Annotated in this window: 25 protein-coding genes; 12 read left to right on the forward strand and 13 right to left on the reverse strand. The window is 66.8% G+C overall.

The annotated features are described in order from the left end of the window. Position 1: 1 nt before the first annotated feature. The 4 genes from SPHI_RS08670 to pabB all read right to left on the reverse strand — a co-directional run bounded on the left by SPHI_RS08670 (position 2) and on the right by pabB (position 4,609). Entirely contained in the window at positions 2–865 is an 864-nt protein-coding gene (locus SPHI_RS08670) for a UDP-2,3-diacylglucosamine diphosphatase (protein ID WP_076744523.1), read from the reverse strand. Between the two features lie 138 nt (positions 866–1,003). After that, complete coding sequence (locus SPHI_RS15420) at positions 1,004–1,135, reverse strand: hypothetical protein (protein ID WP_269844740.1); 132 nt, start codon at positions 1,133–1,135, stop codon at positions 1,004–1,006. 281 nt (positions 1,136–1,416) lie between these two features. Then, positions 1,417–2,616, reverse strand: coding sequence for a pyridoxal phosphate-dependent aminotransferase (locus SPHI_RS08680; protein ID WP_076744525.1), 1,200 nt, complete (start codon positions 2,614–2,616; stop codon positions 1,417–1,419). A gap of 193 nt (positions 2,617–2,809) precedes the next feature. Continuing rightward, positions 2,810–4,609, reverse strand: a complete 1,800-nt coding sequence (gene pabB / locus SPHI_RS08685; protein WP_233130798.1) for an aminodeoxychorismate synthase component I — start codon at positions 4,607–4,609, stop codon at positions 2,810–2,812. A gap of 102 nt (positions 4,610–4,711) precedes the next feature. Here pabB and SPHI_RS08690 point away from each other — a divergent pair, with 102 nt between their 5' ends. The 6 genes from SPHI_RS08690 (at position 4,712) to grxD (ending at position 9,808) form a co-directional block, all read left to right on the forward strand. Next, the gene (locus tag SPHI_RS08690; protein WP_076744573.1) at positions 4,712–5,347 is read left to right on the forward strand and encodes an MBL fold metallo-hydrolase; all 636 of its coding nucleotides are present in this window, start codon (positions 4,712–4,714) and stop codon (positions 5,345–5,347) included. A 132-nt stretch (positions 5,348–5,479) separates the two neighbouring features. Then, positions 5,480–6,370 (forward strand): thiamine-phosphate kinase, encoded by an 891-nt coding sequence (gene thiL, locus SPHI_RS08695; RefSeq protein ID WP_076744526.1) that lies wholly within the window; start codon positions 5,480–5,482, stop codon positions 6,368–6,370. Between the two features lie 261 nt (positions 6,371–6,631). After that, positions 6,632–8,815, forward strand: a complete 2,184-nt coding sequence (locus SPHI_RS08700; RefSeq protein WP_076744527.1) for a sodium-translocating pyrophosphatase — start codon at positions 6,632–6,634, stop codon at positions 8,813–8,815. A gap of 69 nt (positions 8,816–8,884) precedes the next feature. Next, on the forward strand, positions 8,885–9,208 hold the full coding sequence (locus tag SPHI_RS08705) for a DUF1476 domain-containing protein (protein WP_076744528.1): 324 nt from the start codon (positions 8,885–8,887) through the stop codon (positions 9,206–9,208). Between the two features lies 1 nt (position 9,209). Beyond that, entirely contained in the window at positions 9,210–9,443 is a 234-nt protein-coding gene (locus tag SPHI_RS08710) for a BolA/IbaG family iron-sulfur metabolism protein (RefSeq protein ID WP_076744529.1), read from the forward strand. 38 nt (positions 9,444–9,481) lie between these two features. Beyond that, positions 9,482–9,808 (forward strand): Grx4 family monothiol glutaredoxin, encoded by a 327-nt coding sequence (grxD, locus tag SPHI_RS08715; protein WP_076744530.1) that lies wholly within the window; start codon positions 9,482–9,484, stop codon positions 9,806–9,808. A 395-nt stretch (positions 9,809–10,203) separates the two neighbouring features. On the opposite strand, the gene SPHI_RS08720 is transcribed toward grxD, so the two are convergent. The 5 genes from SPHI_RS08720 to SPHI_RS08740 are packed head-to-tail and all read right to left on the reverse strand — an operon-like array spanning position 10,204 to position 15,373. Beyond that, on the reverse strand, positions 10,204–10,794 hold the full coding sequence (locus SPHI_RS08720) for a nucleotidyltransferase family protein (protein WP_076744531.1): 591 nt from the start codon (positions 10,792–10,794) through the stop codon (positions 10,204–10,206). Then, the gene (locus SPHI_RS08725; RefSeq protein WP_076744532.1) at positions 10,781–11,704 is read right to left on the reverse strand and encodes an XdhC family protein; all 924 of its coding nucleotides are present in this window, start codon (positions 11,702–11,704) and stop codon (positions 10,781–10,783) included. The genes SPHI_RS08720 and SPHI_RS08725 overlap by 14 nt, the downstream gene beginning before the upstream one ends. A gap of 5 nt (positions 11,705–11,709) precedes the next feature. After that, a complete protein-coding gene (locus tag SPHI_RS08730; RefSeq protein WP_076744533.1) occupies positions 11,710–13,914 on the reverse strand; it encodes a xanthine dehydrogenase family protein molybdopterin-binding subunit in 2,205 nt (734 codons plus the stop codon). After that, entirely contained in the window at positions 13,911–14,885 is a 975-nt protein-coding gene (locus SPHI_RS08735; RefSeq protein WP_076744534.1) for an FAD binding domain-containing protein, read from the reverse strand. The genes SPHI_RS08730 and SPHI_RS08735 overlap by 4 nt, the downstream gene beginning before the upstream one ends. Further along, positions 14,882–15,373: a 2Fe-2S iron-sulfur cluster-binding protein gene (locus SPHI_RS08740; protein WP_076744535.1), complete on the reverse strand. Its 492-nt coding sequence runs from the start codon at positions 15,371–15,373 to the stop codon at positions 14,882–14,884. The genes SPHI_RS08735 and SPHI_RS08740 overlap by 4 nt, the downstream gene beginning before the upstream one ends. 99 nt (positions 15,374–15,472) lie before the next feature. Here SPHI_RS08740 and SPHI_RS08745 point away from each other — a divergent pair, with 99 nt between their 5' ends. Both SPHI_RS08745 and SPHI_RS08750 read left to right on the forward strand, forming a co-directional pair. Then, entirely contained in the window at positions 15,473–16,465 is a 993-nt protein-coding gene (locus SPHI_RS08745) for a glycerophosphodiester phosphodiesterase (RefSeq protein ID WP_076744536.1), read from the forward strand. Then, entirely contained in the window at positions 16,465–16,743 is a 279-nt protein-coding gene (locus SPHI_RS08750; protein WP_076744537.1) for a hypothetical protein, read from the forward strand. Before SPHI_RS08745 ends, SPHI_RS08750 begins: the two co-directional genes overlap by 1 nt. Positions 16,744–16,848: 105 nt before the next feature. Here SPHI_RS08750 and SPHI_RS08755 read toward each other — a convergent pair whose 3' ends face one another. Continuing rightward, complete coding sequence (locus SPHI_RS08755) at positions 16,849–17,145, reverse strand: hypothetical protein (protein ID WP_076744538.1); 297 nt, start codon at positions 17,143–17,145, stop codon at positions 16,849–16,851. A 71-nt stretch (positions 17,146–17,216) separates the two neighbouring features. Beyond that, positions 17,217–18,059, reverse strand: coding sequence for a pantoate--beta-alanine ligase (gene panC / locus SPHI_RS08760; protein ID WP_076744539.1), 843 nt, complete (start codon positions 18,057–18,059; stop codon positions 17,217–17,219). Between the two features lie 50 nt (positions 18,060–18,109). Between panC and SPHI_RS08765 the strand changes: the two genes are divergently transcribed. Both SPHI_RS08765 and SPHI_RS08770 read left to right on the forward strand, forming a co-directional pair. Next, a complete protein-coding gene (locus tag SPHI_RS08765; RefSeq protein ID WP_076744540.1) occupies positions 18,110–18,922 on the forward strand; it encodes a division plane positioning ATPase MipZ in 813 nt (270 codons plus the stop codon). Continuing rightward, positions 18,922–19,206, forward strand: a complete 285-nt coding sequence (locus tag SPHI_RS08770; protein WP_076744541.1) for a J domain-containing protein — start codon at positions 18,922–18,924, stop codon at positions 19,204–19,206. The genes SPHI_RS08765 and SPHI_RS08770 overlap by 1 nt, the downstream gene beginning before the upstream one ends. A gap of 146 nt (positions 19,207–19,352) precedes the next feature. On the opposite strand, the gene SPHI_RS08775 is transcribed toward SPHI_RS08770, so the two are convergent. After that, positions 19,353–20,237, reverse strand: a complete 885-nt coding sequence (locus SPHI_RS08775) for an LOG family protein (protein WP_076744542.1) — start codon at positions 20,235–20,237, stop codon at positions 19,353–19,355. 11 nt (positions 20,238–20,248) lie between these two features. Then, positions 20,249–20,896 carry an extensin family protein gene (locus tag SPHI_RS08780; protein ID WP_076744543.1) on the reverse strand — a complete coding sequence of 216 codons (648 nt, stop codon included), beginning with the start codon at positions 20,894–20,896 and terminating at the stop codon, positions 20,249–20,251. Between the two features lie 316 nt (positions 20,897–21,212). Here SPHI_RS08780 and SPHI_RS08785 point away from each other — a divergent pair, with 316 nt between their 5' ends. Continuing rightward, positions 21,213–22,364 (forward strand): phosphoserine transaminase, encoded by a 1,152-nt coding sequence (locus tag SPHI_RS08785; protein WP_076744544.1) that lies wholly within the window; start codon positions 21,213–21,215, stop codon positions 22,362–22,364. A gap of 120 nt (positions 22,365–22,484) precedes the next feature. Continuing rightward, the gene (gene serA / locus SPHI_RS08790) at positions 22,485–24,062 is read left to right on the forward strand and encodes a phosphoglycerate dehydrogenase (protein ID WP_076744545.1); all 1,578 of its coding nucleotides are present in this window, start codon (positions 22,485–22,487) and stop codon (positions 24,060–24,062) included. Positions 24,063–24,107 lie beyond the last annotated feature (45 nt).

Below are 24,107 nucleotides of genomic sequence, written 5' to 3' on the forward strand. Positions count from 1 at the left end.
GTCAGGCCGCGATCGCCAGCACCGGGGCGGTCTCGCGCCGCGCGATGATGTCCGACCAGTGGAGGATCTCCATCCGGCCATCGAAATGCTCGACCAGGGCGGTGGCGCTCTCCACCCAATCCCCGTCGTTATAGTAGGTTACCCCTTCGATCTCGCGCATTTCGGCGGTGTGAATATGGCCGCAGACGACACCATCGACGCCGCGTGCGCCGGCGGCCTCGGCGACGATCTCTTCGAAGCGCGAGATGAAGGCGACGGCGTTCTTGACCTTGGCCTTGGCATGCTTGCTGAGTGACCAATAAGGCATGCCGAAGCGACGGCGGAACGAATTCACGCCGCGGTTCGCCGCCATGAGCAGATTGTAGAGCGTGTCCCCGACATGGGCGAGCCAGCGGTGCGCAAGGGTGATGGCGTCGAATTCATCGCCGTGCAGCACCAGCAGACGGCGGCCGTCGGCGGTTTCGTGGATGGCGTTGCGCTTGATCGCGATGCCGCCGAAATCGAGGCCGCAGAACTGCCGAAACGCTTCGTCGTGATTGCCCGGGATAAAGACCATTTTGGTGCCGCGGTTGGCGCGCTTGAGCAAGCGCCACACCACGTCGCTATGCGCGGCGGGCCAGTAGAAGCGCTTGCGCAGCCGCCAGCCATCAACGATGTCGCCGACCAGATACATGGTGTCGCTGTCGACATGGTCGAGAAAGTCGATCAGCATCTCGGCGTTGCAGCCGCGCGTGCCCAGGTGGATGTCGCTGATCCAGATGGTGCGATAGCGCGTGCGCTCGACGATCCGCTCGGGCAGATGCGGACGCGAATTGGCAAAATCTGCGAGGTCGGTGACGTCGGCGAGCGTGACAGTCGTCGGCATGGCAGGGCCCTCCCTGCCTTTCACCGCTACCAGCCGCGCGTTACGGGGCGATCACGATCCCGTTACCGTTCAGTCTCCATCTCATGACGGTTCGACGTCAATCCCGCAGCGGCGGCCTGCCACGTTAAGCGGGACCGATCAGCGCACCTGCTCGACAGGTGCGCCAGTGACGGGATCAGTTGCTGGCACGAGCGTAAACAGCCCCACGGCGCCAAGCACGAACCCGCCGGCGAACTGCCACAGGAAGCTGGACTTTAGGAGGCGGGTCATAAGCGTGCTCTGTATCTCGTTAAGGGCGGCGGGGACTGATCTAGCCGCGGTGATCTGAACCACGGCTTTGGCCGGTGTTCATCGGCGGTTCGGCATATAGGGGCGAATTTGTCGCCCTTGTACGTTCAAGGTGGAAAGTAATCGTTTCTAGCGCGGAACCAAAGCTGCGACCGCGCGTGCGCGTATAAAGGTCGCCCCGGCTTGATCCACGGCTCCGCTTCCTCAGCCGTGTGGAGGAAGAAGCGGAGCCCCGGGGCAAGCGCGGGATACGAAGGTGGCGCTTACTTCAGAGCGCCACATGCCTGCTGGATGCGGGTGCAGGCCTCACGAAGGATCTCGTCGTTGGTGGCGTAGCTGATGCGCATTGCCGGCGAGAGGCCGAACGCAACGCCCTGTACGGCGGCGACACGCGCGTGCTCCAGCAGATAGCCGACGAAATCGCTGTCGGTTTCGATCTTCAGGCCTTTGGGCGTGGTCTTGCCGATCAGGCCGGAGACTTCGGGATAGACGTAGAAGGCGCCTTCGGGTGTCGGGCAGGTGATGCCGGGCGTGTCGTTGAGCATCGCGACGACGAGGTCACGGCGCGTCTTGAAGGCCGCGTTGCGCTCGGCGAGGAACGACTGGTCGCCGTTGAGCGCCGCCGTCGCGGCTGCCTGGGCGATCGAGCAGGGATTGCTGGTCGATTGCGACTGGAGCTTGGCCATCGCCTTGATCAGCCACGGCGCGCCGCCGGCAAAGCCGATGCGCCAGCCGGTCATCGCATAGGCCTTGGAGCAGCCGTTGACGGTCAGCGTGCGCTCGTAAAGCGAGGGGCAGACCTCGGCGATCGTGGCGAACTTGAAGTCATCATAGACGATATGCTCGTACATGTCGTCGGCGAAGATCCACACGTGCGGATGGCGTTCGAGCACCTCGCCCAGCGCCTTGAGCTCGGCCACGGTGTAAGCGGCGCCGGTCGGGTTCGACGGCGAATTGAGGATCAGCCACTTGGTGCGCGGGGTGATCGCCGCTTCCAGCATCGCAGGGGTGAGCTTGTAGCCGTGCTCCGGTCCGGCCGCGACGATGACGGGGGTGCCGCCGGCGAACTGCACCACATCGGGGTAGCTGACCCAGTAAGGCGCGGGCACGATCACTTCGTCGCCGGCCTCGACCGTCGCGACGAGTGCGTTGAACAAAGTATGCTTGCCGCCGACGTTCACGCTGATCTGCTGAGGCGTATAGGTGAGGCTGTTGTCGCGCTTGAACTTGGCGACGATCGCGTCCTTCAGCTCGGGCGTGCCGTCGACGTTGGTGTATTTCGTCTGACCGCGGCGGATCGCCTCAATCGCGGCTTCCTTGACGAAATCGGGCGTGTCGAAATCCGGCTCGCCCGCGCCCAGGCCGATGACGTCGGTACCGGCGCGCTTCAGCTCCTGCACCTTGGTGGTGATCGCCAGCGTGGGCGAGGGGCTGATGCGATCGAGCGCGGCGGACGTCTTCATGAGTGCCACTCCTGGTTGGGGCGGGGCGGCTATAGCGATCGCCGATCGGCTTTCGCAACTGCAACGAAGGCAAAATGAGCGGTGACCTTTCCGTCATGCCGGGCTTGTCCCGGCATCTAGCGTACCGCGCATCCGAGGCCGATGAGTGTGCGGACGGCTGGATGCCGGCGCGAGGCCGGCATGACGAAGTTGGTTAGGCTGCAGTGTTCAGAGTGGCAGGCATGATGCCGCGCAAGGCATTGCCGACGTGGAGCCCCTCGGCAAGGTCGTCGGGCGTGAGGTCAGCCTCGATCGCGCGGCCGTTATCGATCAGTTCGGCGCGCAACACGCCGGGCAACAGCCCGCGCACGAGCGGGGGTGTCAGGAGCCGGCCGTCACGTTCGACGAAGACGTTGGTGAAGCTGCCTTCGGTGATGAAGCCTTGCGGATCGAGGAACAGTACTTCGTCTGCGCCGCTTGCGCGACGAGCATCGTCGTAGAAGGCGCGGTTGCTCGTCTTGTGGTGCAGGCGGAAGTCGGCGGGGCTGACCGGGAGCGGGACCAGCGCGACCTGCATCGGCGTGGCGCGAGCGGGCGGGAGCGGGCCGACCTCGATGGTGATCCTGCCGCTGGCGCTCGCGAGCAGGCGGACGCGCGCGGGGCGGCGGAGGCGGAAGGTGGCGGCCTGGAGTTCATTGCGCGCCTCGTGGCGGTCGAAGACGAAGCCGAAGGTTGTCGCGCTGGCCTTCATCCGGGCGAGGTGGCGCTCGATCAGCAGGATGCCCGCCTCGGGATCGAAGTGCATCGTCTCGATCAGGTCGGGGTCACGCTGGCCGTGGGTGAGGAAGGCGCCCTTGGCGAGCGCTTCGTCCCATTCGCAGTCGGCGCGGCTGTCGGCGACGATGCCGCCGCCGAGGCCAAGTGTGGCGTGCTGGTCGCCATCCCGGATGTGGAGCGTGCGGATCGCGACATTGAATTGCGCGTCGCCATTGGCTTCGGATCGCCCGATCGCGCCGGTGTAGGCGCCGCGCGCGTCCTGCTCCGTGGCGGCGATCACTTGCATGGCGCGGAGCTTTGGGGCGCCGGTGATCGAGCCGCAGGGGAAGAGCGCGGACAGCACGTCCATCGCATCCTGCCCCGGCGCGAGCGTGGCGGCGACGGTGGAGGTCATCTGGTGGACGGTGGGATATGGCTCAACCGCAAACAATTCGGGCACCCGGACGCTGCCCGGTGCCGCGACGCGCGACAGATCGTTGCGCATCAGATCGACGATCATGAGGTTTTCGGCGCGCTGCTTCTCGTCCGTCGCGAGCGCTTCGGCGATGGCGGCGTCGCGGGTCGGATCGGGATCGCGGCGGGCGGTGCCCTTCATCGGGCGGCAGGTGAGCGAGCCGTCATCCAGCCGGAAGAAGAGTTCGGGAGAGAAGGAGAGCAATGTGTCGCGGCCGGTAGCGACGACCGCACCCCAGCCGGCCTGCGCCCGGCCGCGCACGGCGGCGTAGAGCGCGAGCGGATCGCCGGCGAACGGCGCGCGGGCGCGAAAGGTGAGATTGGCCTGGTAGATATCGCCCGCAGCGATCAGCTCCAGTACCTCGCCGAGCATCGCGTCATACTGGTCGCGGGTGACGTGCGGTTGAGGCGCGCCGATCCAGGCGCCGGCCGGCGAGGGGAGGAGCGTTCGCGGATCGGCGAGTTCCTCATAACGGTCGAACAGCCCGAACCAGAGCAGTGGGGTGGGCGATGCCGTTGCTGCGCCGGCGCGGGGCTCGAACGCGGCGCCAGCCTCATAGGAGAGGAAGCCGGCGGCGTGGCGACCTCGCGCTACCGCGGCTCGGATGTGCGCCAGCGCCGGCTCCACCTCTGCGATGGCTGTTGCCTCGATCACCGCGGTCGGATCGCAGTACAGCCGCGCGGGCGCGCCGCTGGTCCGGGCATCGTCGAGCAGCACGAAAGGCGCGGCGAGCGGCATGTGCGGGCCATGCCCGCGGCCGCCCCGCGCCGCAACCCCGCGCATCCGCCTTGCCGTGAGCGTCACGGGCGGGTTAGCAGGTGCGATCCCCCAGCTTCGAGGAACGATCTCGTGACCGACACGACCACCGAACCCGCCCTGCGCGCGATGATCGTCGCGGTGACGCCGATCGAACAGAATTGCACCATCATCTGGTGCACGAAAACCATGAAGGCGGCGGTGATCGATCCGGGCGGCGACCTGCCCAAGATCAAGGCGGCGGTGGCGCAGGCTGGCGTCACGGTGGAGAAGATCCTGCTGACCCACGGCCATATCGACCATGCCGGCGAGGCCAAGCCGCTTGCCGACGATCTGGGCGTGCCGATCGAGGGGCCGCAGGAGGAGGATCGCTTTTGGCTGGCGCGGCTGGGCGACGACGGGCGCAACTGGGGTATCCGCGGCGTGCCGTTCGAGCCGGATCGCTGGCTGGAGGATGGCGACACGGTGACGGTCGGCGAGCTGACGCTCGACGTGTACCATACGCCGGGGCACACCGCGGGGCATGTGATCTTCCACCATGCGCCGTCGAAGTTCGCGCAGGTGGGGGATGTCCTGTTCCAGGGGTCGGTGGGGCGGACCGATCTGCCGCAGGGAAACCACAAGACGCTGCTCCATTCGATCGTGACGAAGCTGTGGCCGCTGGGGAGCGAGACGGCGTTCATTCCGGGGCATGGCAAGCCCTCCACCTTCGCGCATGAGCGGCAGTGGAACATGTTCGTCAGCGATGATGCGATGAAGGCGTGAGAGGATTGCCCTCTCCGCCGTTTGTGCTGAGCCTGTCGAAGCACGTCCCGCGAGCGGAGCGTTCGTGACACGCACTTCGACAAGCTCGGTGCGAACGGTTGCGGGCTCGGTTGCGTCCGGCGAAGGATCGAGATGACCGAAGCCGAATTCATTGCCGCGCTGCGCCGCCTGCCGCTGCATCCCGGGGCGCTCGGGATAGCGGACGATGCCGCGCGGCTCGGCGGGTTTGTCGTCACCACCGATACGCTGGTCGAGGGCGTTCATTTTCTGCCTGACGATCCACCTGGGGATGTGGCGTGGAAGGTGGTGGCGGTGAACCTGTCCGATCTCGCGGCCAAGGGCGCGGTGCCGGAGGGTATCATGCTCAACTATCCGCTGTCGGGGGGCGCGTGGGACCGGGCGTTCCTTGCCGGGCTTAATGCTTGTCTGGCGGTGTTCGACTGTCCGTTGCTTGGCGGCGATACGGTGTCGCTGCCGGCTGGCGCGCCGCGGGTCCTGACGGTCACCGCCTTTGGCCGCGATGCGGCGGCGCCGGCGCGGTCGGGGGCACAGGCGGGCGATCATCTGTGGGTGACGGGGTGCATCGGCGATGCGGGTGCGGGGCTTGCGGTGGCGCGGGCGGGCGAGGGGCCGGTGGCGCTGCTCGCCGCATACCGCCGGCCGCGGCCGCGGTTGGCCGAGGGGCGGGTGCTCGGGCCGATTGCGCATGCGATGATGGACGTGTCCGACGGGTTGCTGATCGACGCGTGGCGGATGGCGGTGGCGAGCGGCTTGGCGGTGACGATCGCGCTCGACCAGGTACCGCTGTCGACGGCGTATCGGGCCTATGCGGGGAATGATCCGCTGCGCGCGGCGACCGCGGGGGACGATTATCAGCTCCTGTGTGCGCTGCCGCCGGATCAGCGGCCGACGGGGGTGGCGACGTGTGTCGGGGCATTTGCGGAGGGGAGGGCGCTGGCGTTGACGCATCGCGGTGCGCCGGTGGCGGTGCCCGAGCGGTTGGGGTTCGAGCACCGCGTTTGAGACGGCTCGAGCTCCACAAAGGGAACGTCATTCCCGCGAAGGCGGGAATCCAGACGCGTAACGTTTGCGATGGAGCCGCCACCTTGGAGTTTATGGATCCCCGCCTTTGCGGGGATGACGGCACTCGTTACCGTTTCTCCAACCCCGCTTGCGCTTTCCCCTCATCCGTTTACGTTCCGTAACAGAACGATAAATCATAGGAGACCGGCGGTTACCGCCCGCGGGCGGGGCCGATCGGCCACGTTTAGGGGAAGGAACGCGATGACCACGGTCACTATCGCCATCCTCTGCGGCCTGTTGGCCGTGGTCTATGGCATCGTCACGAGCCAGCAAGTTCTACGCGCATCGCCGGGCAACGAGCGGATGCAGGATATCGCCGCCGCCATCCAGGAAGGCGCCAAGGCGTATCTTGGGCGGCAATATACCACCATCGCAATCGTCGGCGTGATCGTCGCGGTGATCCTGTTCGCCACCTTGGGCACGCTCTCCACTGTCGGTTTCCTGATCGGGGCGATCCTCTCGGGCGTGGCGGGCTATGTCGGCATGAACATTTCGGTGCGTGCCAATGTGCGCACCGCGGAGGCGGCGCGGACCAGCTTGCAGGGCGGGCTGACGATGGCGTTCCGTTCGGGCGCGGTCACCGGGATGCTGGTCGCAGGCCTCGGGTTGCTCGCGATCGCGGGGTTCTTCTGGTATCTGACGGGGCCGGCGGGCTACGCGCCCAATGCACGCGCGATCGTCGAGGCGCTGACGGCGCTGGCGTTCGGCGCGTCGCTGATCTCGATCTTTGCGCGGCTGGGTGGCGGCATCTTCACCAAGGCGGCGGACGTCGGCGCTGACCTCGTCGGCAAGGTCGAGGCGGGCATTCCGGAGGACGACCCCCGCAACCCCGCCGTGATCGCAGACAACGTCGGGGACAACGTCGGCGATTGCGCGGGCATGGCTGCCGATCTGTTCGAGACCTATGTGGTGACGCTCGGCGTGACGATGATCTCGATCGCGCTGCTGATCCAGGCGTCGCCCGGCGAACTGATGAACCTGATGAGCCTGCCGCTGATCGTCGGCGGCGTGTGCATCGTCACCTCGATCATCGGCACCTACATGGTGCGGCTCGGATCGAAGGGGTCGATCATGGGCGCGCTGTACAAGGGGTTCTGGACCTCGGCGCTGCTCGCCATTCCCGCGATCTATGTCGCGACGCAGATGACGCTGGGTGACCTCAACGCACCGATCGGGGCGGCGGGATTCTTGGATGCGCCAAGCGACGGCGTGGCGAGCGGGCTTGGCGATCTGGCCGCGACCGATGTGACCGGCGCGCCGAGCGCGGATGCCTTCACCGGGATGGACCTGTTCTGGTGCATGCTGATCGGGCTGGCGGTGACCGGGCTGATCGTGTGGATCACCGAATATTATACCGGCACCAATTATCGTCCGGTGAAGTCGATCGCCAAGGCAAGCGAGACCGGCCATGGCACCAACGTGATCCAGGGCCTCGCGATCAGCCTGGAGGCGACGGCGCTGCCGACGCTCGTCATCGTCGTCGCGGTGGTGGCGACGTACAAGCTTGCCGGTGTGATCGGCATCGCCTTCGCCGCGACCGCGATGCTGGCGCTCGCCGGCATGGTGGTGGCGCTCGACGCTTACGGCCCGGTGACCGACAATGCCGGTGGCATCGCCGAAATGGCCGGGCTCGACGATGAGGTGCGGCACAAGACCGATGCGCTCGACGCGGTGGGCAACACCACCAAGGCGGTGACCAAGGGCTATGCGATCGGTTCGGCGGGGCTTGCCGCACTGGTGCTGTTCGGGGCGTACACCACCGATCTTCAGACCTACTTCCCTGACATCCAAGTCGATTTCAGCCTGAGCAATCCGTACGTCATCGTCGGGCTGCTGCTCGGCGCGCTGCTGCCCTATCTGTTCGGCGCGTTCGGGATGACTGCCGTGGGGCGCGCGGCGGGCGCCGTCGTGGAGGAGGTGCGCGACCAGTTCCGCAACAATCCCGGGATCATGCAGGGGACCAGCCGGCCAAATTACGGCCGCACCGTCGATCTCGTCACGCGCGCGGCGATCAAGGAAATGATCATCCCCTCGCTGTTGCCGGTGCTGTCGCCGATCGCGCTGTATTTCATCGTCACCGCGGTCGATGGGCAGGCGTCGGGCTTTGCGGCGCTCGGCGCGATGCTGCTGGGCGTGATCGTCTCCGGGCTGTTCGTCGCGCTGTCGATGACGAGCGGCGGCGGCGCGTGGGACAATGCCAAGAAATATATCGAAGACGGCAACCACGGCGGCAAGGGATCCGACGCGCACAAGGCGGCGGTGACGGGCGACACTGTCGGTGATCCTTACAAGGACACCGCAGGCCCGGCGGTTAACCCGATGATCAAGATCACCAACATCGTCGCGCTGCTGCTGCTCGCGGCGCTCGCCGGTGGGGCGGGGTAAAGGCGCGCTTATATTGCGTCGGGCTGCTGCGCTGCCTATCCCGTCTAACAAAGGAGCAACGTAGCAGCCATGACGACCTTCGACGATCGCGAGCGCGCCTTCGAGACCAAATTTGCGCGCGACGAGGAAATGGCCTTTCGCATCATCGCGCGGCGCAACCGCCTGCTGGGCCAGTGGGCGGCCGAGCTGATGAAGCTGACGCCCGAGGAGGCGGACGCTTATGCCAAGACGGTGGTCCACGCCGATCTGGAAGAGGCCGGCGATGGCGACGTGATCCGCAAACTGCTGGGTGACCTGACCGCCGCCGGCGTTGACGTGGGCGAGGCCGATGTGCGCGACGCGCTCGACAAGCAGACGATCGAGGCGCGTCGCCAGCTGATGGAAGCGCAATAACATGGCCATGCGGGCGGACGACATCGCGGACCTGATCCGCGCGGGCATTCCCGATGCGGAGGTGGAGATCACCGACCTCGCCGGGGACGGTGATCACTATGCGGCCAAGGTGACGTCGGCGTCATTCGCCGGCATGCCGCGGGTGAAGCAGCACCAGGCGGTCTATGCCGCGCTGGGCGGGCGGATGGGTGGCGTGCTCCACGCCTTGCAGTTGACGACGGGCGTGCCGAAATAACCCGCAGCAAGCCTGTTCAGACGCATGAAGGACCGAGAATGACCGACGATACCAACGCCCGCATCGATGCGGTGGTGAAGAACAATCCCGTGGTCCTGTTCATGAAGGGATCGCCGCTGTTCCCGCAGTGCGGCTTCTCCAGCCGCGCGATCGCGATCCTTCAGCACCTCAACGCCGAGTTCGAGAGCGTCGACGTGCTGCAGGACCAGGGCATCCGCCAGGGCATCAAGGCTTATTCGGACTGGCCGACGATCCCGCAGCTATATGTCGGCGGCGAATTCGTCGGCGGATCGGACATCATGATGGAGATGTACGAGAGCGGCGAGCTGGCCGAGCTGCTGAAGGATCACGCCAAGGCGGCGTGAGGCACCGGGTGCGGGCGGGGTCGCGAGATCGAAGAAGCGACGCCCGCCCGGCTGAAGCGTACAACTTTACGCTCGGTGCGTGGTGAGTGATGCAGTGCGCGTGCCAGTTTGGGCGTGGCGCGGATTTGCTCCGTTTTCGAGGTTAACGGCCGGCGCGGTTGTCGCGGAGCTGTAAAGCCAGCCGACGTTTGCCGTGTTCCTCTGCGTTCATTCGTCTTGAGCCTGTCGACGGGCTTGCCACTTTGCGGTGGCGTTTGGCGAATCTGCTTCGACAAGCTCAGCACGAGCGGGTGGCTGTGTGGCCGCATGCCACTTCCGCGACGGTCGTCACTCCGGACTTGATCCGGGGTCCCGCTCACTCCGCAGCAGCGTCGGCATGGCAGCGGGATCCCGGATCAAGTGCGGGATGACGAGGGTTGGAGAGCCCCCAGGTCATCGCGTGTGTCGATGTCCACCAGTTCCGATGCGGGCGCCTCGACATGGCCGGCGGTGCGGATGAGGTCGCGGGCGCCGTGGTCGCCTGTTAGTGACAGCAGTGGTGCGAACAGGTGGCGGCCGAACACGGCGGGTGGTCGTGGCGGCGCGTTGGGGCTGGTGGAGGCGACCACTGCGTCAGGCCCCTGCGCGGTATCGAGCAGGCGGCGGACGTGTGCTGCTGTGACGCGGGGCATGTCGGCAAGCGCGACGAGAATGGCGGCGGCGTCATGCTTCTGCGCATCGGCGACGCCGAGGCGGAGCGACGAGGCCATGTCGCCGACCGAATCATCGTTCTCGACCGTGTGGAAGCCGTGCGCGGTATAGTCGATCCGGCAACGGCTGACGATCGCGACGCGGCGGCGGAACGGCACGCTCGCCAGCGTCTGCGCGGCGTGCAGGCCGAGCGGCACCCCGTCTAGCGGCTCGTCCAGCTTGCTGCGGTGGCCTTCGAACCGCGCCGACTTGCCCGCGGCGAGCAGGACGAGGATCGTGTGCTCAGCCGCGATCATGGAACGCCTTCACCATCGCGCCCGCGATGGAGAGGGCGATTTCGGCCGGGCCGATCGCGCCGATCGACAGGCCGACGGGTCCGTCGATCCGCTCGAGATCGGCGGGTGCGATGCCGGCGGCGGCGAGGCGTTCAAGGCGGGCGGCGTGGCTCTTGCGGCTGCCGAGCGCGCCGACATAGCCGGTGTTCGCCGATAAGGCGGCGATCAGCGCGGGATCGTCGATCTTGGTATCGTGGCTCAGCGTCACCACCGCGGTCGAGGGGCCGGGCTTGTAGGCGGCGACCGCCTCGTCGGGCCAGCGATCGTCGAGCTTGGTGTCGGGGAAGCGCTCTTCGGTGAGGAAGCGCGCGCGGGGATCGATCACCACCGTTTCGATGCCGAGCGTGCGGGCGAGGCCGACGAGCGATTGGGCGATCTGCACCGCGCCGACGACGACCAGCCTGCGTGGGGGATCGTAGCGGTTGGCGAATATCTCTCCGGTTTCCACCGGACGCAGATCGGAGTGGCCTGTCTCGAGATCGGTGGTGACGGTGAGCGCCTGGCCGTTGCCGCGTGCCTCGGTGATGCGGTCGAACAATTCGGGGTCGAAGCCTTCGGCGCTGACCGGCTGGACCATGACGCTGATCTCGCCGCCGCAGGGCAGGCCGACTTCCCAGGCGCTGGCGTCGGCGACACCGTATCTCTTTACGGCGAAGGGGGCGCCGGCGATCACTTGCGCGGCGGTGTCGAGGATGTCGCCCTCGACGCAGCCGCCCGAGACGGAGCCTTCGAAGCGGCCGTCCTCGTGCACCAGCATGTGGCTGCCGCGTGGGCGCGGGGCCGAGCCCCAGGTGGAGACGACGGTGGCGAGCGCCATGCGGCTGCCCTTCCACGCCTCTGCCGCGGAAAGGACGGAATCATTGTCGGCCATGGAGGTTACACCGGCGGAAGCGAGGAGAGCAGTTTGTCGAGCGTCACGGGCATGTCGTAGATGCGCACGCCGGTGGCATTGTGGATCGCGTTGACCACAGCCGCGCCCGAGCCGGCGATACCGAGCTCGCCGACGCCCTTGGCGCCGACCGGGTTGGCGGAATCGTCGATTTCTTCGATGAAATAAGCCTCGATCTGCGGCACGTCGGCATTCACCGCGACGTGATATTCACCGAAATCGGGGTTTACGAAGCGCCCGTTGCGCGGATCGACCACGGCATCCTCGGTCAGCGCATAGGCTAGGCCCCAGACCATGCCGCCGACGATCTGGTTGCGCGCGGTCTTCTCGTTCAGCACGCGGCCGATGTCGAATACGCCTAGCATGCGGCGGACGCGCACCTCGCCGGTGACGGCGTTGACCGCGACCTCGGCGAATTGCGCGCCGTGGCTCGCCTGGCTGGTGGCCTGCGATTCCTTGCCGGGCGTGGTCTTGCCTTTCGCTGCGATGGGGGAGCCGCGGACGAGATCGGCGAGCGGGGTGGTGCGGGCGCCGGCGGTGACCTGGCCGTCCTTGAGGCGGAGATCATCGGTCGCGGCGTTCATGCGCAGGCCGAGTTCGGTGAGGATGTCCTCGCAGGCGAGCGCGGCGGCGGCACACGCGCTGCCCGCGCCGAACGAGCCGCCTGAGCCGGCGCTGGGCGGCAGATCGGTGTCGCCGATCACCACGTCTATCGCGCTGATCGGCAGACCGAGCATCTCGCCGGCCGTCTGGGCGAGGATCGTGTAGGTGCCGGTGCCGATGTCGGTCATGTCGGTCTTCACCGTGGCGCGGCCGTCGGCACCGAGGATCACCTCGGCCTCCGCCTGGACGGTGAAGTTCCCGCGCAGGGCGGCGGCCATGCCCATGCCGATCAGCCATTCGCCTTCGCGGCGGCTGCCGGGCGTCGTCTCGCGCTTGTCCCAGCCGAAGCGGCGGGCGCCTTCGTCGTAGCAATCGAGCAGGCGGCGGGTGCTGAAGCGCTTGCCCGTGGTGGGATCGCGCGTGGGTTCGTTGCGGCGGCGCAGCTCGATGGGGTCTAGGCCGAGCTGTTCGGCGAGTTCGTCCATCGCGCATTCGACCGCAAAGGTGCCGATCGCCTCGCCCGGCGCGCGGACCGCACCGGTGGCGGGGAGATCGATGCGGGCGAGATCGGTGCGGAAGCGGCGGGCTTCGCCGGCGTAGAGGGGCAAGGTGCCGAAGGGAACCGGCTCGAGGAAGGCGCTGTCGTCGTTCTGGTAGGCGACGCTTTCGTGGGCGATGGCGCTGATCCGCCCCTCGCGGTCGCAGCCGATGCGCAGCCGTTGTGTGGTGGGGGAGCGGTGGTGGACCATGTAGGCGGTCTGGCGGCGGGTGAGCGCGACCTTGACGGGGCGACCAACCGCTTCGGCGGCGATGGCGGCGAATATCGCCTCCTGGCCGACGCCGGTCTTGCCTCCGAAGCCGCCGCCTACATAGGGCGCTTGGACGCGGACGCGGCTCTTGTCGATGCCGAGCGCGGTGGCGATCGTGCCCTTGGCGCCGCCGATCACCTGGTTGCTGGTGCGCACGAGGAGCTGGTCGCCTTCCCACCAGGCGAGCGTGGCGTGCGGCTCGAGCGCGGCGGGGAAGTGGATCGGGGTGGTGTAGGTGCGGTCGAGCACGACCTCGGCCTGGGCGAGCGCAGCCTCGAGATCGCCCCTGTTCACCGGGGGCAGGAAGCCGAGCTTGTGGTCCTGCTGCACCTCGACGGCGGTGGCGTCGAAGCGGCCGGGCTGTTCGTCGTAGTGGACCGTCACGCGGCGGGCGGCTTCGCGAGCGACTTCCTGCGTCTCAGCAACGACCAGCGCGATGCCCTGGCCGTAATGGAACACTTCGTCGCTGCCCATGGCGGGCATGGCGCGGGAGTTGCCTTCGCCGGCCGGCATGCGCGGATCGCCGTGGATCACCGTGAGGACGCCGGGGATCGCCTCTGCGGCGGCGGCGTCGATGCCGGTGACGCGGCCGCGCCCGATCGCGGCCGTGACGACGGCCATGTAGGCGGTGCCCTCGGGTGCCTGTTCATAGGCGTAGGGGGCGGCGCCGCTGACCTTGAGCGGGCCTTCGTAGCGGTCGATCGGCTTGCCCAACAGGCCCTGCTCGGCGCGGTCGAGCGCGGCGGGACGGTACGGCGCGTCCATGGCGAGATCGCTCATGCGGGTTCTCCGGTGAGGTCGCGTAGCGCGGCGATGAGGACGCGGCGGGCGAGCGGGATCTTGAAGTCGTTATCGCCGTGCCCGCGCGCGTCCTTGAGCAGCGCCGTGGCCGCGGCGTCGAAGGCGGCTTCGATTGGTGGCTGGCCGATCAGCGCAGCCTCCACCGCTGGATCGCGCCAGGGCTGGTGGGCGAGGCCGCCGAAGGCGAGCGCGGCGTGGGTGATGGTGCCGTTCTCGACCGCAATCACGCCGGCGACCGAAACGAGCGCGAAGGCGTAGGAGGCGCGGTCGCGGACCTTGCGGTAGAGCTGCCGGGCCCCCGGCGGCAGGGCGGGAAGGGCGATGTGGGTGATGAGCTCGCCCGACTCGAGCACCGTTTCGATATGCGGCGTGTCGCCGGGCAGGCGGTAGAAGTCGGCAAGGGGGATGCGGCGGCGGTCGCCGTCGGGCCGCAGCGTCACCACCGCGGCGTCGAGCGCGCGCATCGCGACGGGCATGTCGCCGGGATGGGTGGCGATGCACTGCTCGCTGGCGCCGAGGATGGCGTGGATGCGGTTGAACCCGCCGAGCGCATCGCAGCCGCTGCCGGGGACGCGTTTGTTGCAGGCGGCGTGGGTGTCGTAAAAGAAATAGCAGCGGGTGCGCTGGAGCAGGTTTCCGCCAGTGGTCGCCTTGTTGCGCAGCTGGCCCGAGGCACCGGCGAGCAACGCGCGGCTCAGCACCGGGTAATTGGCGATGACGCGCGGATCGGCGGCGAGATCGCTGTTGGGGACGAGCGCGCCGACGAGGAAACCGCCGTCCTTTTCCTCGATCGTGTTCAGATCGAGTCGACTGATGTCGACCAGCCGCTCGGGCGTCTCGACCCCCAGCTTCATGAGGTCGAGAAGGTTGGTGCCGCCGGCGATGAAGCGGCCGCCCGCGGCGACCGCCGCTTCGGGGCTGGCGACGCGCTCATAGTTGAACGTTTTCATGCGTCATGCACCTCGCGGATCGCATCGACGATCGTCGGGTAGGCGGAGCAGCGGCAGAGGTTGCCGCTCATCCGCTCGCTGATCTCCGCCTCGTCGAGCACGGGCGATGACAGGTCGTCCGACACATGGCTCGGCCAGCCCTTCGCCACTTCGTCGAGCATGCCAACTGCCGAGCAGATCTGCCCCGGCGTGCAATAGCCGCACTGATATCCGTCGTGGCGAACGAACGCGGCCTGCATCGGGTGGAGGTTGTCCGCCGAGCCGAGCCCCTCGATCGTCACGATGTCATCTTCCTGATGCATCACCGCGAGCGTGAGACACGCATTGATCCGCCGCCCGTTGACCAGCACCGTACAGGCACCGCACTGGCCATGATCGCAGCCCTTCTTGGTGCCGGTAAGGCGAAACTCCTCGCGAAGGAGGTCGAGAAGCGAGGCGCGGATATCGGGATCGGCCTCGCGCTTGCTGCCGTTGATGGTGAAGCGCATGGTCGCACTATGCGTTGCATACCGAAACGTTCCAAGCCCATTCGCTTAATTCTTCTGGCCGCGCTGGCGAGCGGCTGTGCCCCCAAACAGGTGCCCCCGATGCAGGCTGCTCCGTCGCTGTCCGACCCGATCGTCATCGCGCATCGCGGCGCCTCCGGCGAACGGCCCGAACATACGATCGCCGCCTACGAACTGGCGATCGCGCAAGGGGCGGATGTGATCGAGCCCGATCTGGTGCCGACCAAGGACGGCGCGCTGGTGGCGCGGCACGAGAATGAGATTTCGGAGACGACAGACGTCGCCGATCACCCGGAGTTCGCAAGTCGCAAGACGACCAAGACGATCGACGGCAAGGAACTGACCGGCTGGTTCACCGAGGATTTCACGCTGGCCGAACTGAAGACGCTGCGCGCGAAGGAGCGGCTGCCGCTGATGCGGCCCGACAATCGCGCGTTTGACGGACAGGAGACGATCCCGACGTTCGAGGAAGTGATCGCGCTGGCCAAGAAACATGGCGTGGCGATCTATCCCGAGACCAAGCACCCGAGCTATTTCGCGTCGATCGGCAAGGGGACCGACGCGCCGCTGGTGGCCGCGCTGCAGAAGGCGGGGTGGGACAGTGCCGAGGCCCCGGTGTTCATCCAGTCGTTCGAGGTGAAGAACCTCCAGCGGCTGAGGGGCATGACCAAGGTGCGGCTGATCCAGCTGGTCGATGGCGCGGGCGCGCCGGCTGATGGTGCCGCGCCGAGCTATGCCGCGATGGTGAGTCCGGCGGGGCTTAAGGCGGTGGCGGTATATGCCTGGGGGCTGGGGCCGAATAAGGGCATGTTGTGGGATGGCGATGCGCCGACATCGATCGTCGCCGACGCGCATGCGGCGGGCCTGCGCGTGCATCCGTGGACCTATCGCGCGGAGAACTACTTCCTGCCCGGCCGTCACCGCGACGGCATCAACCCGCGCGGCCGTGGTGATCTTCAGGGCGAGATCGCGGAAGCGCTTCGCCTTGGTATCGATGGATTCTTCACCGACTTTCCGGCAATCGGCGTAAAGGCGCGCGACGAGGCGCGACATGCGTCCTTGGGAGCGAAGTGATGCGTAGAGTGATGATCGTTGTCGCGGCGCTGCCGCTGCTGGCCGGCGGGTGCATCAGCACCGCCGCGAGTGTGGTGAAGGCGCCGTTCAAGGTCGCGGGCAAGGCGGTGGATTGGACCACGACGAGCCAGGACGAGTCGGACCGCAACTACGGCCGCAAGATGCGCAAGGCCGAGGCGCGGGAAGGCCGCGAGCGGCGCGACTGGGTAAAGCGTTGCCGCAAGAATCCGGAAGTTTGCGGATCGTACGACGGCTATGTCGCTGGACGGGATAACTGAGCTTCTATCCGTCACCCCGGACTTGATCCGGGGGCCCGTTGCCTTTGCACGCGTGAAGAAGAAGCGGGACCCCGGCTCTGGGCGGGGGTGACGGCAGAAGAGCCGTCACGCCGCGCGGCGCTGACCCAATGCCAGGATCGCGCGTGCCGCACGCTGCGCGGTCGCGATCTCCCGCGCGGACATGTCGTCGGCGATTTCGGCGCGGGCGGCTTGTGCGGCGACATTGCCGGCGACTGCCGCGAGGTTGAACCATTTGTGCGCCTCGATCAGGTCGAAAGCGGCGCCGTTAGTGCCGGTAGAATAGGCAACGCCGAGGTCGTAGCAGGCATCATCGTCGCCGCGCAGCGCATCGCTAACCCGGCTGTCGATCAGAAAACACGCACTCTTCAGACTGTTACCCATTTTGATTGCCCCTGTTTCAAGTCCCCATGGGGCAACCATGGCGTGATTCGTTTCACCAAATGGTTAACGGCTCAGTCGAGGGTGACGGCGATGTTGTCGATCAGCCGGGTCTGACCCATTCGTGCGGCGGCGAGCAAGCGGCGGGGACGGGCGGGGCCAGGATCCGGCGCCAGTGTTTCTGCATCGACCACGGCAACGTAATCGACGGTGAAACCTGCGGCGACCAGGCTGGCCTGTGCTTCCGCCGTTGCATCCTCGGTTGCGACGCCGCGGGCGATCGCGCGGGCGGCGACGCCCAGTGCGCGCGGCAACGCGACCGCCTTGGCCCGTTCCTCTTCGTCGAGGTAAAGATTGCGCGAGGAGAGCGCGAGCCCGTCATCATCGCGTTGCGTGGGCACGCCGACGACGTCAATCGCGAAATCCAGATCCGCCGCCAGCCGGCGGATCACCAGCAGCTGCTGATAATCCTTTTCCCCGAAATATGCCGCGTCGGGGCCGACCTGATTGAACAGCTTGGCCACGACCGTGGCGACGCCATCGAAGTGGCCGGGCCGTGATGCGCCGTCGAGCGTCTCCGTCACGCCGGCGACGCTGATCGAGGTCGCAAAGCTTTCCGGATACATCGCTTCCACCGGCGGCAGCCAGAGCAGGTCGCACCCGGCTTCCACCAGCATGCGCGAATCGGCCGCCTCGCGGCGCGGATAGCGCGCAAGATCCTCGTTGGGGCCGAACTGCCTGGGGTTGACGAAGATGGACGCGACCACCTTCGTGCCCGTGCGCTTGGCGGCCTCGACCAGCGCGATGTGGCCGGCGTGAAGCGCACCCATCGTCGGCACCAGCGCGATGCGGGCGCCCTCTGCGCGGAAGGCGGCGATCGCGGCGCGCAGGTCGTTCAAATCACGGACAGTCTGCACGCGGGCGAAACTCCACTCGAAACGGAAACGGCGGGCATCTATGGGGATCGATGCACGCGATCAACAAAGGATGCGACGATTTGCCGACTGGTTCCGACAATACCCATGTGATCGTGTTCGCCAACGAGAAGGGCGGAACGGGTAAGTCCACAACGGCGGTTCACGTCGCCATCGCCCTTGCGGTGCGCGGTGCGCGCGTCGCGTGCCTCGACCTCGATCACCGTCAGCGGACCATGGGGCGATACCTCGACAATCGTACCGAAACGGTACGGCGCATCGGCTCGGACCTTGCGATACCCCGCTATCGGACCGCGCACGAGGATTTCGAGGAGGCCTATGCCGATCTGCTGGAGGGCAGCGACTTTCTGGTGATCGATACGCCGGGCCGCGACGATCCTTATGCCCGCGCCGCCGCCACGCGCGCAGACACGCTGGTGACGCCGATGAACGACAGCTTTGTCGATTTCGACCTGATCGGGCAGGTGCATCCCGAAACCTTCAAGGTGACCCGGCCGAGTTTTTATTCGGAGCTGATCTGGGATGCGCGCAAGGCGCGGGCCAAGGCGGACGGATCGACGATCGATTGGGTGGTGCTGCGCAACCGCCTGCAGCATATCGAGGCGCGCAACATGCGGCGTGTGTCGGAAGCGCTGGATCAGCTGGCAAAGCGCGTGGGTTTCCGCATCATCCCGGGACTGGGCGAGCGCGTGATCTATCGCGAGCTGTTTCCGTCGGGGCTGACGATGCTCGACACGAAGGAGTTCGGCGGGATGGGCCTCGGCCATGTCGCCGCGCGGCAGGAATTGCGTGAGATGATGGCCGGGCTGTCGCTCCCCGAGCCCGTCGTGCCGCAGGTCGCCTGATGTGGAAGCTGCTGCTCGCACTCCTGGTGGCTTATGCCGGCTGGCGGCTGTGGAAGGATGGATGGGGCGCGAAGCCGAAGACGCGCCGTGTCGCGGCGGGCGAGCCGGTGGATACGGCTGCTGCGCGGCGGCTGCTCGGCGTGGATCGCGCGGCTGATGAGGCCACGATTCGCTCGGCGCATCGCCGGCTGATGGCCGACGCGCATCCGGATCGCGGCGGTTCGGCAGAGGACGCGCGCGCGCTTAACGCAGCGCGCGATTTGTTGTTGGGGCGAGTTGGGTAGTTTGTGATCCTCCTCCGCCCAGGGAGGTGGCGCCTAAAGGCCTCGGAGAGGGAGGTAGCGGAACAGCCGTTAGGGCACCGCCGTCCGCCCTCTCCGTCAGCGCTTCCCGCTGCCACCTTCCCCTGGCGTGGGAGGATTGAGAGGCTTCACGCCGGCGGCTGCGGATCCCTCTCGGCGCGCTCCTGGTAAAATTTCTGCACCACGGCCCAGCCCTCGGCAGCGCTTTCGACATAGGTGAAGATGCCAAGGTCGCGCTCGGCGATTACGCCTTCCTCGACCAGCGCCTCGAAGTTCACGACCTTCTCCCAGAATTCGCGGCCGAAGAGGAGCACCGGAATCGGCGCAACCTTGCCCGTCTGGATCAGCGTCAAAAGCTCGAACAGTTCGTCGAAGGTGCCGAAGCCGCCGGGGAACGCCGCCAGCGCCCGGGCGCGGAGCAGGAAGTGCATCTTCCTCAGCGCGAAATAGTGGAACTGCATCGACAGCGACGGCGTCACATACGGATTGGGCGCCTGTTCGTGCGGCAGGACGATGTTGAGGCCGATCGATTCGGCATGAACGTCCGCCGCGCCGCGATTGGCGGCCTCCATGATCGACGGTCCGCCGCCTGAACAAACGACGAAATGCCGCTTGCCCTGCTCGTCGCGCGGAAAGTTGCTGGCAAGGCGGGCGAGCTCGCGCGCCATGTCGTAATATTTGGACTTGGCGACCAGCCGCTCGGCGATGTGGCGGTGCTCGGGGTCCGCCATGTCGAGCATCGCCTGCGCCTTCGCCGGCTCGGGGATGCGCGCCGAACCGTACACCACGAAAGTGGAGCCGATATGCGCCTCTTCCAGCAGCAGCTCGGTCTTCAAGAGTTCAAGCTGGAAGCGGACGGGGCGCAGATCCTCGCGCAGCAGGAAATCCATGTCCTGGAAGGCGAGCTTGTAGGCCGGGTTCTCGGTCTGGGGCGTCGAAATGTTGCCCTTCGCCGATTCGGCATCCTGGCGAGCGCGCGGGAAGGTGCGGCTCGGTACGCGTGTTTCTGTCATTTCGTAGGTCTTTAGCGGCAGAAATCGGCCTTGTCGTCCTCCAGATGGAAGTGGTTGCGGTGCGCGCTGTTGTAGTTGGGCCCGAGCACCGTGCCGAAACGCTTGCAGGCGGAACGATGGATCACCTGCATGAAGCGGCGAATCTGGGGGTCGGACGAGTTCCAGTCGTTCAGTAGGGTAAGGCGGCGGCCGTCCTTGAGCTGAAAGCCGCCGATATCGATGGCATTTGCGATCGAATGGCCCGAGCGGCGCGAACTCCCGGCGACGTTGCGGCAATTGTAGGTGCCCATGCTTTCGACCTTGGCGAGCTCGCTGCCGAGGATCTGATAGGCGGCGGGGGCCACCGCATTGCGCGCCCATTGCGCATAGGTGCGCGCCGCGCCGCAGCGCACCGCGCCGAGGTTCGTGGTGGGTACGCCGATGTCGAGCAGCTTCACCGTGCCGACAATGCCGCAGCCTGGGCCGAACTGGCGATCGGGCAAAGCCTCGAACGCGACGCCGAGTTCGCGAAGGTCGCGGTGGCATTGGGCGGTTTCGCGGGACGAGGGCCCTTCGACGCGCTTGGTGGGCGTTCGCGAATCGGATCGCCTCGGCGGCTCGGAGCGGCCGCACGCGGCGAGGCTCACCACTAATGCGAGCAGATAAACGGTACGCAACACATCCCCCGTTCGTGCTGATCTTGTTGAAGCACTGCGCTTCTTTTTAGCCCTTTGCTCCAGAAGGAAAGCGGCCCTTCGACAGCCTCAGGGCGAACGGAGGTGGGGGCAGGATGGGGCGTGGCTCTTCACGCTGTTCGTGCCGAGCAAAGTCGAGGCACGTGCTCCCAAGCGGTGCGCGTGTGGCTTGTCCCTCGACTTCGCTCGGGACGAACGGCGTTCATCGTGGATCGCTTGACAGCACGCCTTCTGCCGTTAGGGCCGTCGGCGGGCCACGCGGTCCCAACGCCGCGCGTGCTCTCTGTAAGGAGAGACAGACATGACCGATACGACGCTCGCCGACGCCACCACTGCGCCTGCGAAACCCGCCGCAAAGCCGGCGCGACCCTACTTTTCCTCCGGCCCCTGCGCCAAGCCTCCGGGCTGGAACGCCGCCAAGCTCGCGGCTGATTCGCTGGGCCGCTCGCACCGCTCGAAGATCGGCAAGCAGCGCCTCCAATATTGCATTGACCTGATGCGCGAGCTGCTGGGCATCCCCGACACGCACCGTATCGGCATTGTTCCGGGCTCGGACACCGGCGCGTTCGAGATGGCGATGTGGACGATGCTGGGCGCCCGCCCGGTGACCGCGCTCGCCTGGGAGAGCTTCGGCGAGGGCTGGGTGACCGATGCGGTCAAGCAGCTCAAGATCGATCCGACGGTGATCCGCGCCGATTACGGCCAGTTGCCCGATTTGGGCCAGGTCGATTGGTCCAACGACGTGCTGTTCACCTGGAACGGCACCACCAGCGGTGTGCGCGTGCCGAACGGCGACTGGATCGCCGACGACCGTGGGGGGCTGAGCTTCGCCGACGCGACCAGCGGTGTGTTCGCTTACGACCTGCCGTGGGACAAGATCGATGTCGCGACCTTCTCGTGGCAGAAGGTGCTGGGCGGCGAGGGCGCGCATGGCGTGCTGATCCTTGGACCTCGCGCGGTCGAGCGGCTGGAAAGCTACACCCCGGCGTGGCCGCTGCCCAAGGTGTTCCGCCTCGTTTCCAAGGGCAAGCTTGCCGAGGGCGTGTTCAAGGGCGAGACGATCAACACGCCGTCGATGCTGGCGGTGGAAGACGCGATCTTCTCGCTCGAATGGGCCAAGAGCTTGGGCGAGCGCGGACTGATCGCGCGCTCGGATGCCAATGCGGCGGCGCTGAACGAGATCGTCGAGGCGCGTGACTGGCTGGGGCATCTGGCGGTGGACGAAGCGTCGCGCTCGACCACCAGCGTTTGCCTGACGGTGGATGCCGACGAAGCGGTGATCAAGAAGATGGTCTCGCTGCTCGAGGCCGAAGGTGCGGCGTATGACATCGGCGGGTATCGTGATGCACCGCCGGGGCTGCGCATCTGGTGCGGCGCGACCGTCGATACCGCCGACATCGCGGCGCTCGGCCCATGGCTCGACTGGGCCTACGCAACGGCACGCGCCGCCTGATTGCTCGTCATTCCCGCGAAGGCGGGAATCCATACACGCAAGTCGTCGATGGAGCCGCTCGGACAGCGGCTATGGATCCCCGCCTCCGCGGGGATGACGGCTGTATCTAGGACACGACCCATGCCAAAAGTTCTCATTTCCGATAAGATGGACCCCAAGGCCGCGCAGATCTTTCGCGAGCGCGGCGTCGAGGTGGACGAAATCACCGGCAAGACGCCGGACGAGCTGAAGGCGATCATCGGCGAATATGATGGCCTTGCGATCCGCAGCTCCACCAAGGTTACCAAGGAGATCCTTGAAGCGGCGACCAATTTGAAGGTCGTCGGGCGCGCCGGCATTGGCGTCGATAACGTCGACATTCCCGCTGCCTCAGCCAAGGGCGTGGTGGTGATGAACACACCATTCGGCAATTCGATCACCACCGCCGAGCACGCCATTGCGCTGATGTTCGCGCTGGCGCGTGACTTGCCGGAGGCGGATCGGTCGACCCAGGCAGGCAAGTGGGAGAAGAACCGCTTCATGGGCATCGAGGTGACGGCCAAGACGCTCGGCCTGATCGGCGCGGGCAACATCGGCTCGATCGTCGCCGATCGCGCGCTGGGGCTGAAGATGAAGGTCGTCGCGTTCGATCCGTTTCTGACCGAGGAGCGCGCGGTTGAACTGGGCGTGCAGAAGGTGACGCTGGACGAGCTGCTGGCGCGCGCCGACTTCATCACGCTCCACACGCCGCTGACCGACCAGACACGCAACATCCTGTCGGCCGAGAATCTCGCCAAGACCAAGAAGGGCGTGCGGATCATCAACTGCGCGCGTGGCGGGCTGATCGACGAGGCGGCGCTCAAGGAAGGGCTCGACAGCGGCCATATCGGCGGCGCGGCGCTCGACGTGTTCGTGACCGAGCCGGCCAAGGAAAGCCCGCTGTTCAACACGCCGAACTTCATCTCCACGCCGCACCTCGGCGCGTCGACCACCGAGGCGCAGGTCAACGTGGCGATCCAGGTCGCCGAGCAGATGGCGGATTATCTCGTGTCGGGTGGCGTCACCAACGCGCTCAACATGCCGAGCCTGACCGCGGAGGAAGCGCCCAAGCTGAAGCCCTACATGGGCCTGGCCGAGAAGCTCGGCAGCCTCGTCGGCCAGCTGGCGCATGGCGCGATCGACCGGGTGTCGGTGCACATGGAAGGCGCGGCGGCGGAGCTGAACCCGAAGCCGCTGACCAGCGCGGTGCTGAAGGGCTTCCTCGGCACGCAGACCGACACGGTCAACATGGTCAACGCGCCGGTGCTCGCGCGCGAGCGCGGCATGGAAGTGCGCGAGATCCGCACCGAGCGCGAGGGTGATTATCACACGCTGTTGCGCGTGTCAGTGCGTACCGCGGATGGCGAGCGTTCGGTGGTGGGCACCTTGTTCGGCGATTCGGCGCCGCGGCTGGTGGAGCTGTTCGGCATCAAGGTCGAGGCCGATCTGACCGGGGCGATGCTGTATGTCGTCAACGAGGATGCGCCGGGCTTCATCGGGCGGCTCGGCACGACACTCGGCGAGGCGGGTGTGAACATCGGGACGTTCCATCTCGGCCGGCGCCAGGCAGGCGGCGAGGCGGTGCTGCTGCTCTCGGTGGACGAGCCGGTGACGGCGGAACTGCTGGCCAAGGTCAAGGCGCTGCCGGGCGTGAAGACCGCGATGGGGCTGCGGTTCTGATTTAGCCTGCTCCACCTCACGCTTGCGACCCGCGAGCGGGAGGAG

Source organism: Sphingomonas jeddahensis, assembly GCF_001981525.1.
Taxonomy (GTDB): Bacteria; Pseudomonadota; Alphaproteobacteria; order Sphingomonadales; family Sphingomonadaceae; genus Sphingomonas; species Sphingomonas jeddahensis.

Excerpts from the sequence above, each read along its gene's own strand:
- SPHI_RS08670 (WP_076744523.1), bottom strand. The coding sequence starts at position 865 with ATGCCGACGACTGTCACGCTCGCCGACGTCACCGACCTCGCAGATTTT.
- SPHI_RS15420 (WP_269844740.1), bottom strand. The coding sequence starts at position 1,135 with ATGACCCGCCTCCTAAAGTCCAGCTTCCTGTGGCAGTTCGCCGGCGGG.
- SPHI_RS08680 (WP_076744525.1), bottom strand. The coding sequence starts at position 2,616 with ATGAAGACGTCCGCCGCGCTCGATCGCATCAGCCCCTCGCCCACGCTG.
- pabB (WP_233130798.1), bottom strand. The coding sequence starts at position 4,609 with ATGCGCGGGGTTGCGGCGCGGGGCGGCCGCGGGCATGGCCCGCACATG.
- SPHI_RS08690 (WP_076744573.1), top strand. The coding sequence starts at position 4,712 with ATGATCGTCGCGGTGACGCCGATCGAACAGAATTGCACCATCATCTGG.
- thiL (WP_076744526.1), top strand. The coding sequence starts at position 5,480 with ATGACCGAAGCCGAATTCATTGCCGCGCTGCGCCGCCTGCCGCTGCAT.
- SPHI_RS08700 (WP_076744527.1), top strand. The coding sequence starts at position 6,632 with ATGACCACGGTCACTATCGCCATCCTCTGCGGCCTGTTGGCCGTGGTC.
- SPHI_RS08705 (WP_076744528.1), top strand. The coding sequence starts at position 8,885 with ATGACGACCTTCGACGATCGCGAGCGCGCCTTCGAGACCAAATTTGCG.
- SPHI_RS08710 (WP_076744529.1), top strand. The coding sequence starts at position 9,210 with ATGGCCATGCGGGCGGACGACATCGCGGACCTGATCCGCGCGGGCATT.
- grxD (WP_076744530.1), top strand. The coding sequence starts at position 9,482 with ATGACCGACGATACCAACGCCCGCATCGATGCGGTGGTGAAGAACAAT.
- SPHI_RS08720 (WP_076744531.1), bottom strand. The coding sequence starts at position 10,794 with ATGATCGCGGCTGAGCACACGATCCTCGTCCTGCTCGCCGCGGGCAAG.
- SPHI_RS08725 (WP_076744532.1), bottom strand. The coding sequence starts at position 11,704 with ATGGCCGACAATGATTCCGTCCTTTCCGCGGCAGAGGCGTGGAAGGGC.
- SPHI_RS08730 (WP_076744533.1), bottom strand. The coding sequence starts at position 13,914 with ATGAGCGATCTCGCCATGGACGCGCCGTACCGTCCCGCCGCGCTCGAC.
- SPHI_RS08735 (WP_076744534.1), bottom strand. The coding sequence starts at position 14,885 with ATGAAAACGTTCAACTATGAGCGCGTCGCCAGCCCCGAAGCGGCGGTC.
- SPHI_RS08740 (WP_076744535.1), bottom strand. The coding sequence starts at position 15,373 with ATGCGCTTCACCATCAACGGCAGCAAGCGCGAGGCCGATCCCGATATC.
- SPHI_RS08745 (WP_076744536.1), top strand. The coding sequence starts at position 15,473 with ATGCAGGCTGCTCCGTCGCTGTCCGACCCGATCGTCATCGCGCATCGC.
- SPHI_RS08750 (WP_076744537.1), top strand. The coding sequence starts at position 16,465 with ATGCGTAGAGTGATGATCGTTGTCGCGGCGCTGCCGCTGCTGGCCGGC.
- SPHI_RS08755 (WP_076744538.1), bottom strand. The coding sequence starts at position 17,145 with ATGGGTAACAGTCTGAAGAGTGCGTGTTTTCTGATCGACAGCCGGGTT.
- SPHI_RS08765 (WP_076744540.1), top strand. The coding sequence starts at position 18,110 with ATGCACGCGATCAACAAAGGATGCGACGATTTGCCGACTGGTTCCGAC.
- SPHI_RS08770 (WP_076744541.1), top strand. The coding sequence starts at position 18,922 with ATGTGGAAGCTGCTGCTCGCACTCCTGGTGGCTTATGCCGGCTGGCGG.
- SPHI_RS08775 (WP_076744542.1), bottom strand. The coding sequence starts at position 20,237 with ATGACAGAAACACGCGTACCGAGCCGCACCTTCCCGCGCGCTCGCCAG.
- SPHI_RS08785 (WP_076744544.1), top strand. The coding sequence starts at position 21,213 with ATGACCGATACGACGCTCGCCGACGCCACCACTGCGCCTGCGAAACCC.
- serA (WP_076744545.1), top strand. The coding sequence starts at position 22,485 with ATGCCAAAAGTTCTCATTTCCGATAAGATGGACCCCAAGGCCGCGCAG.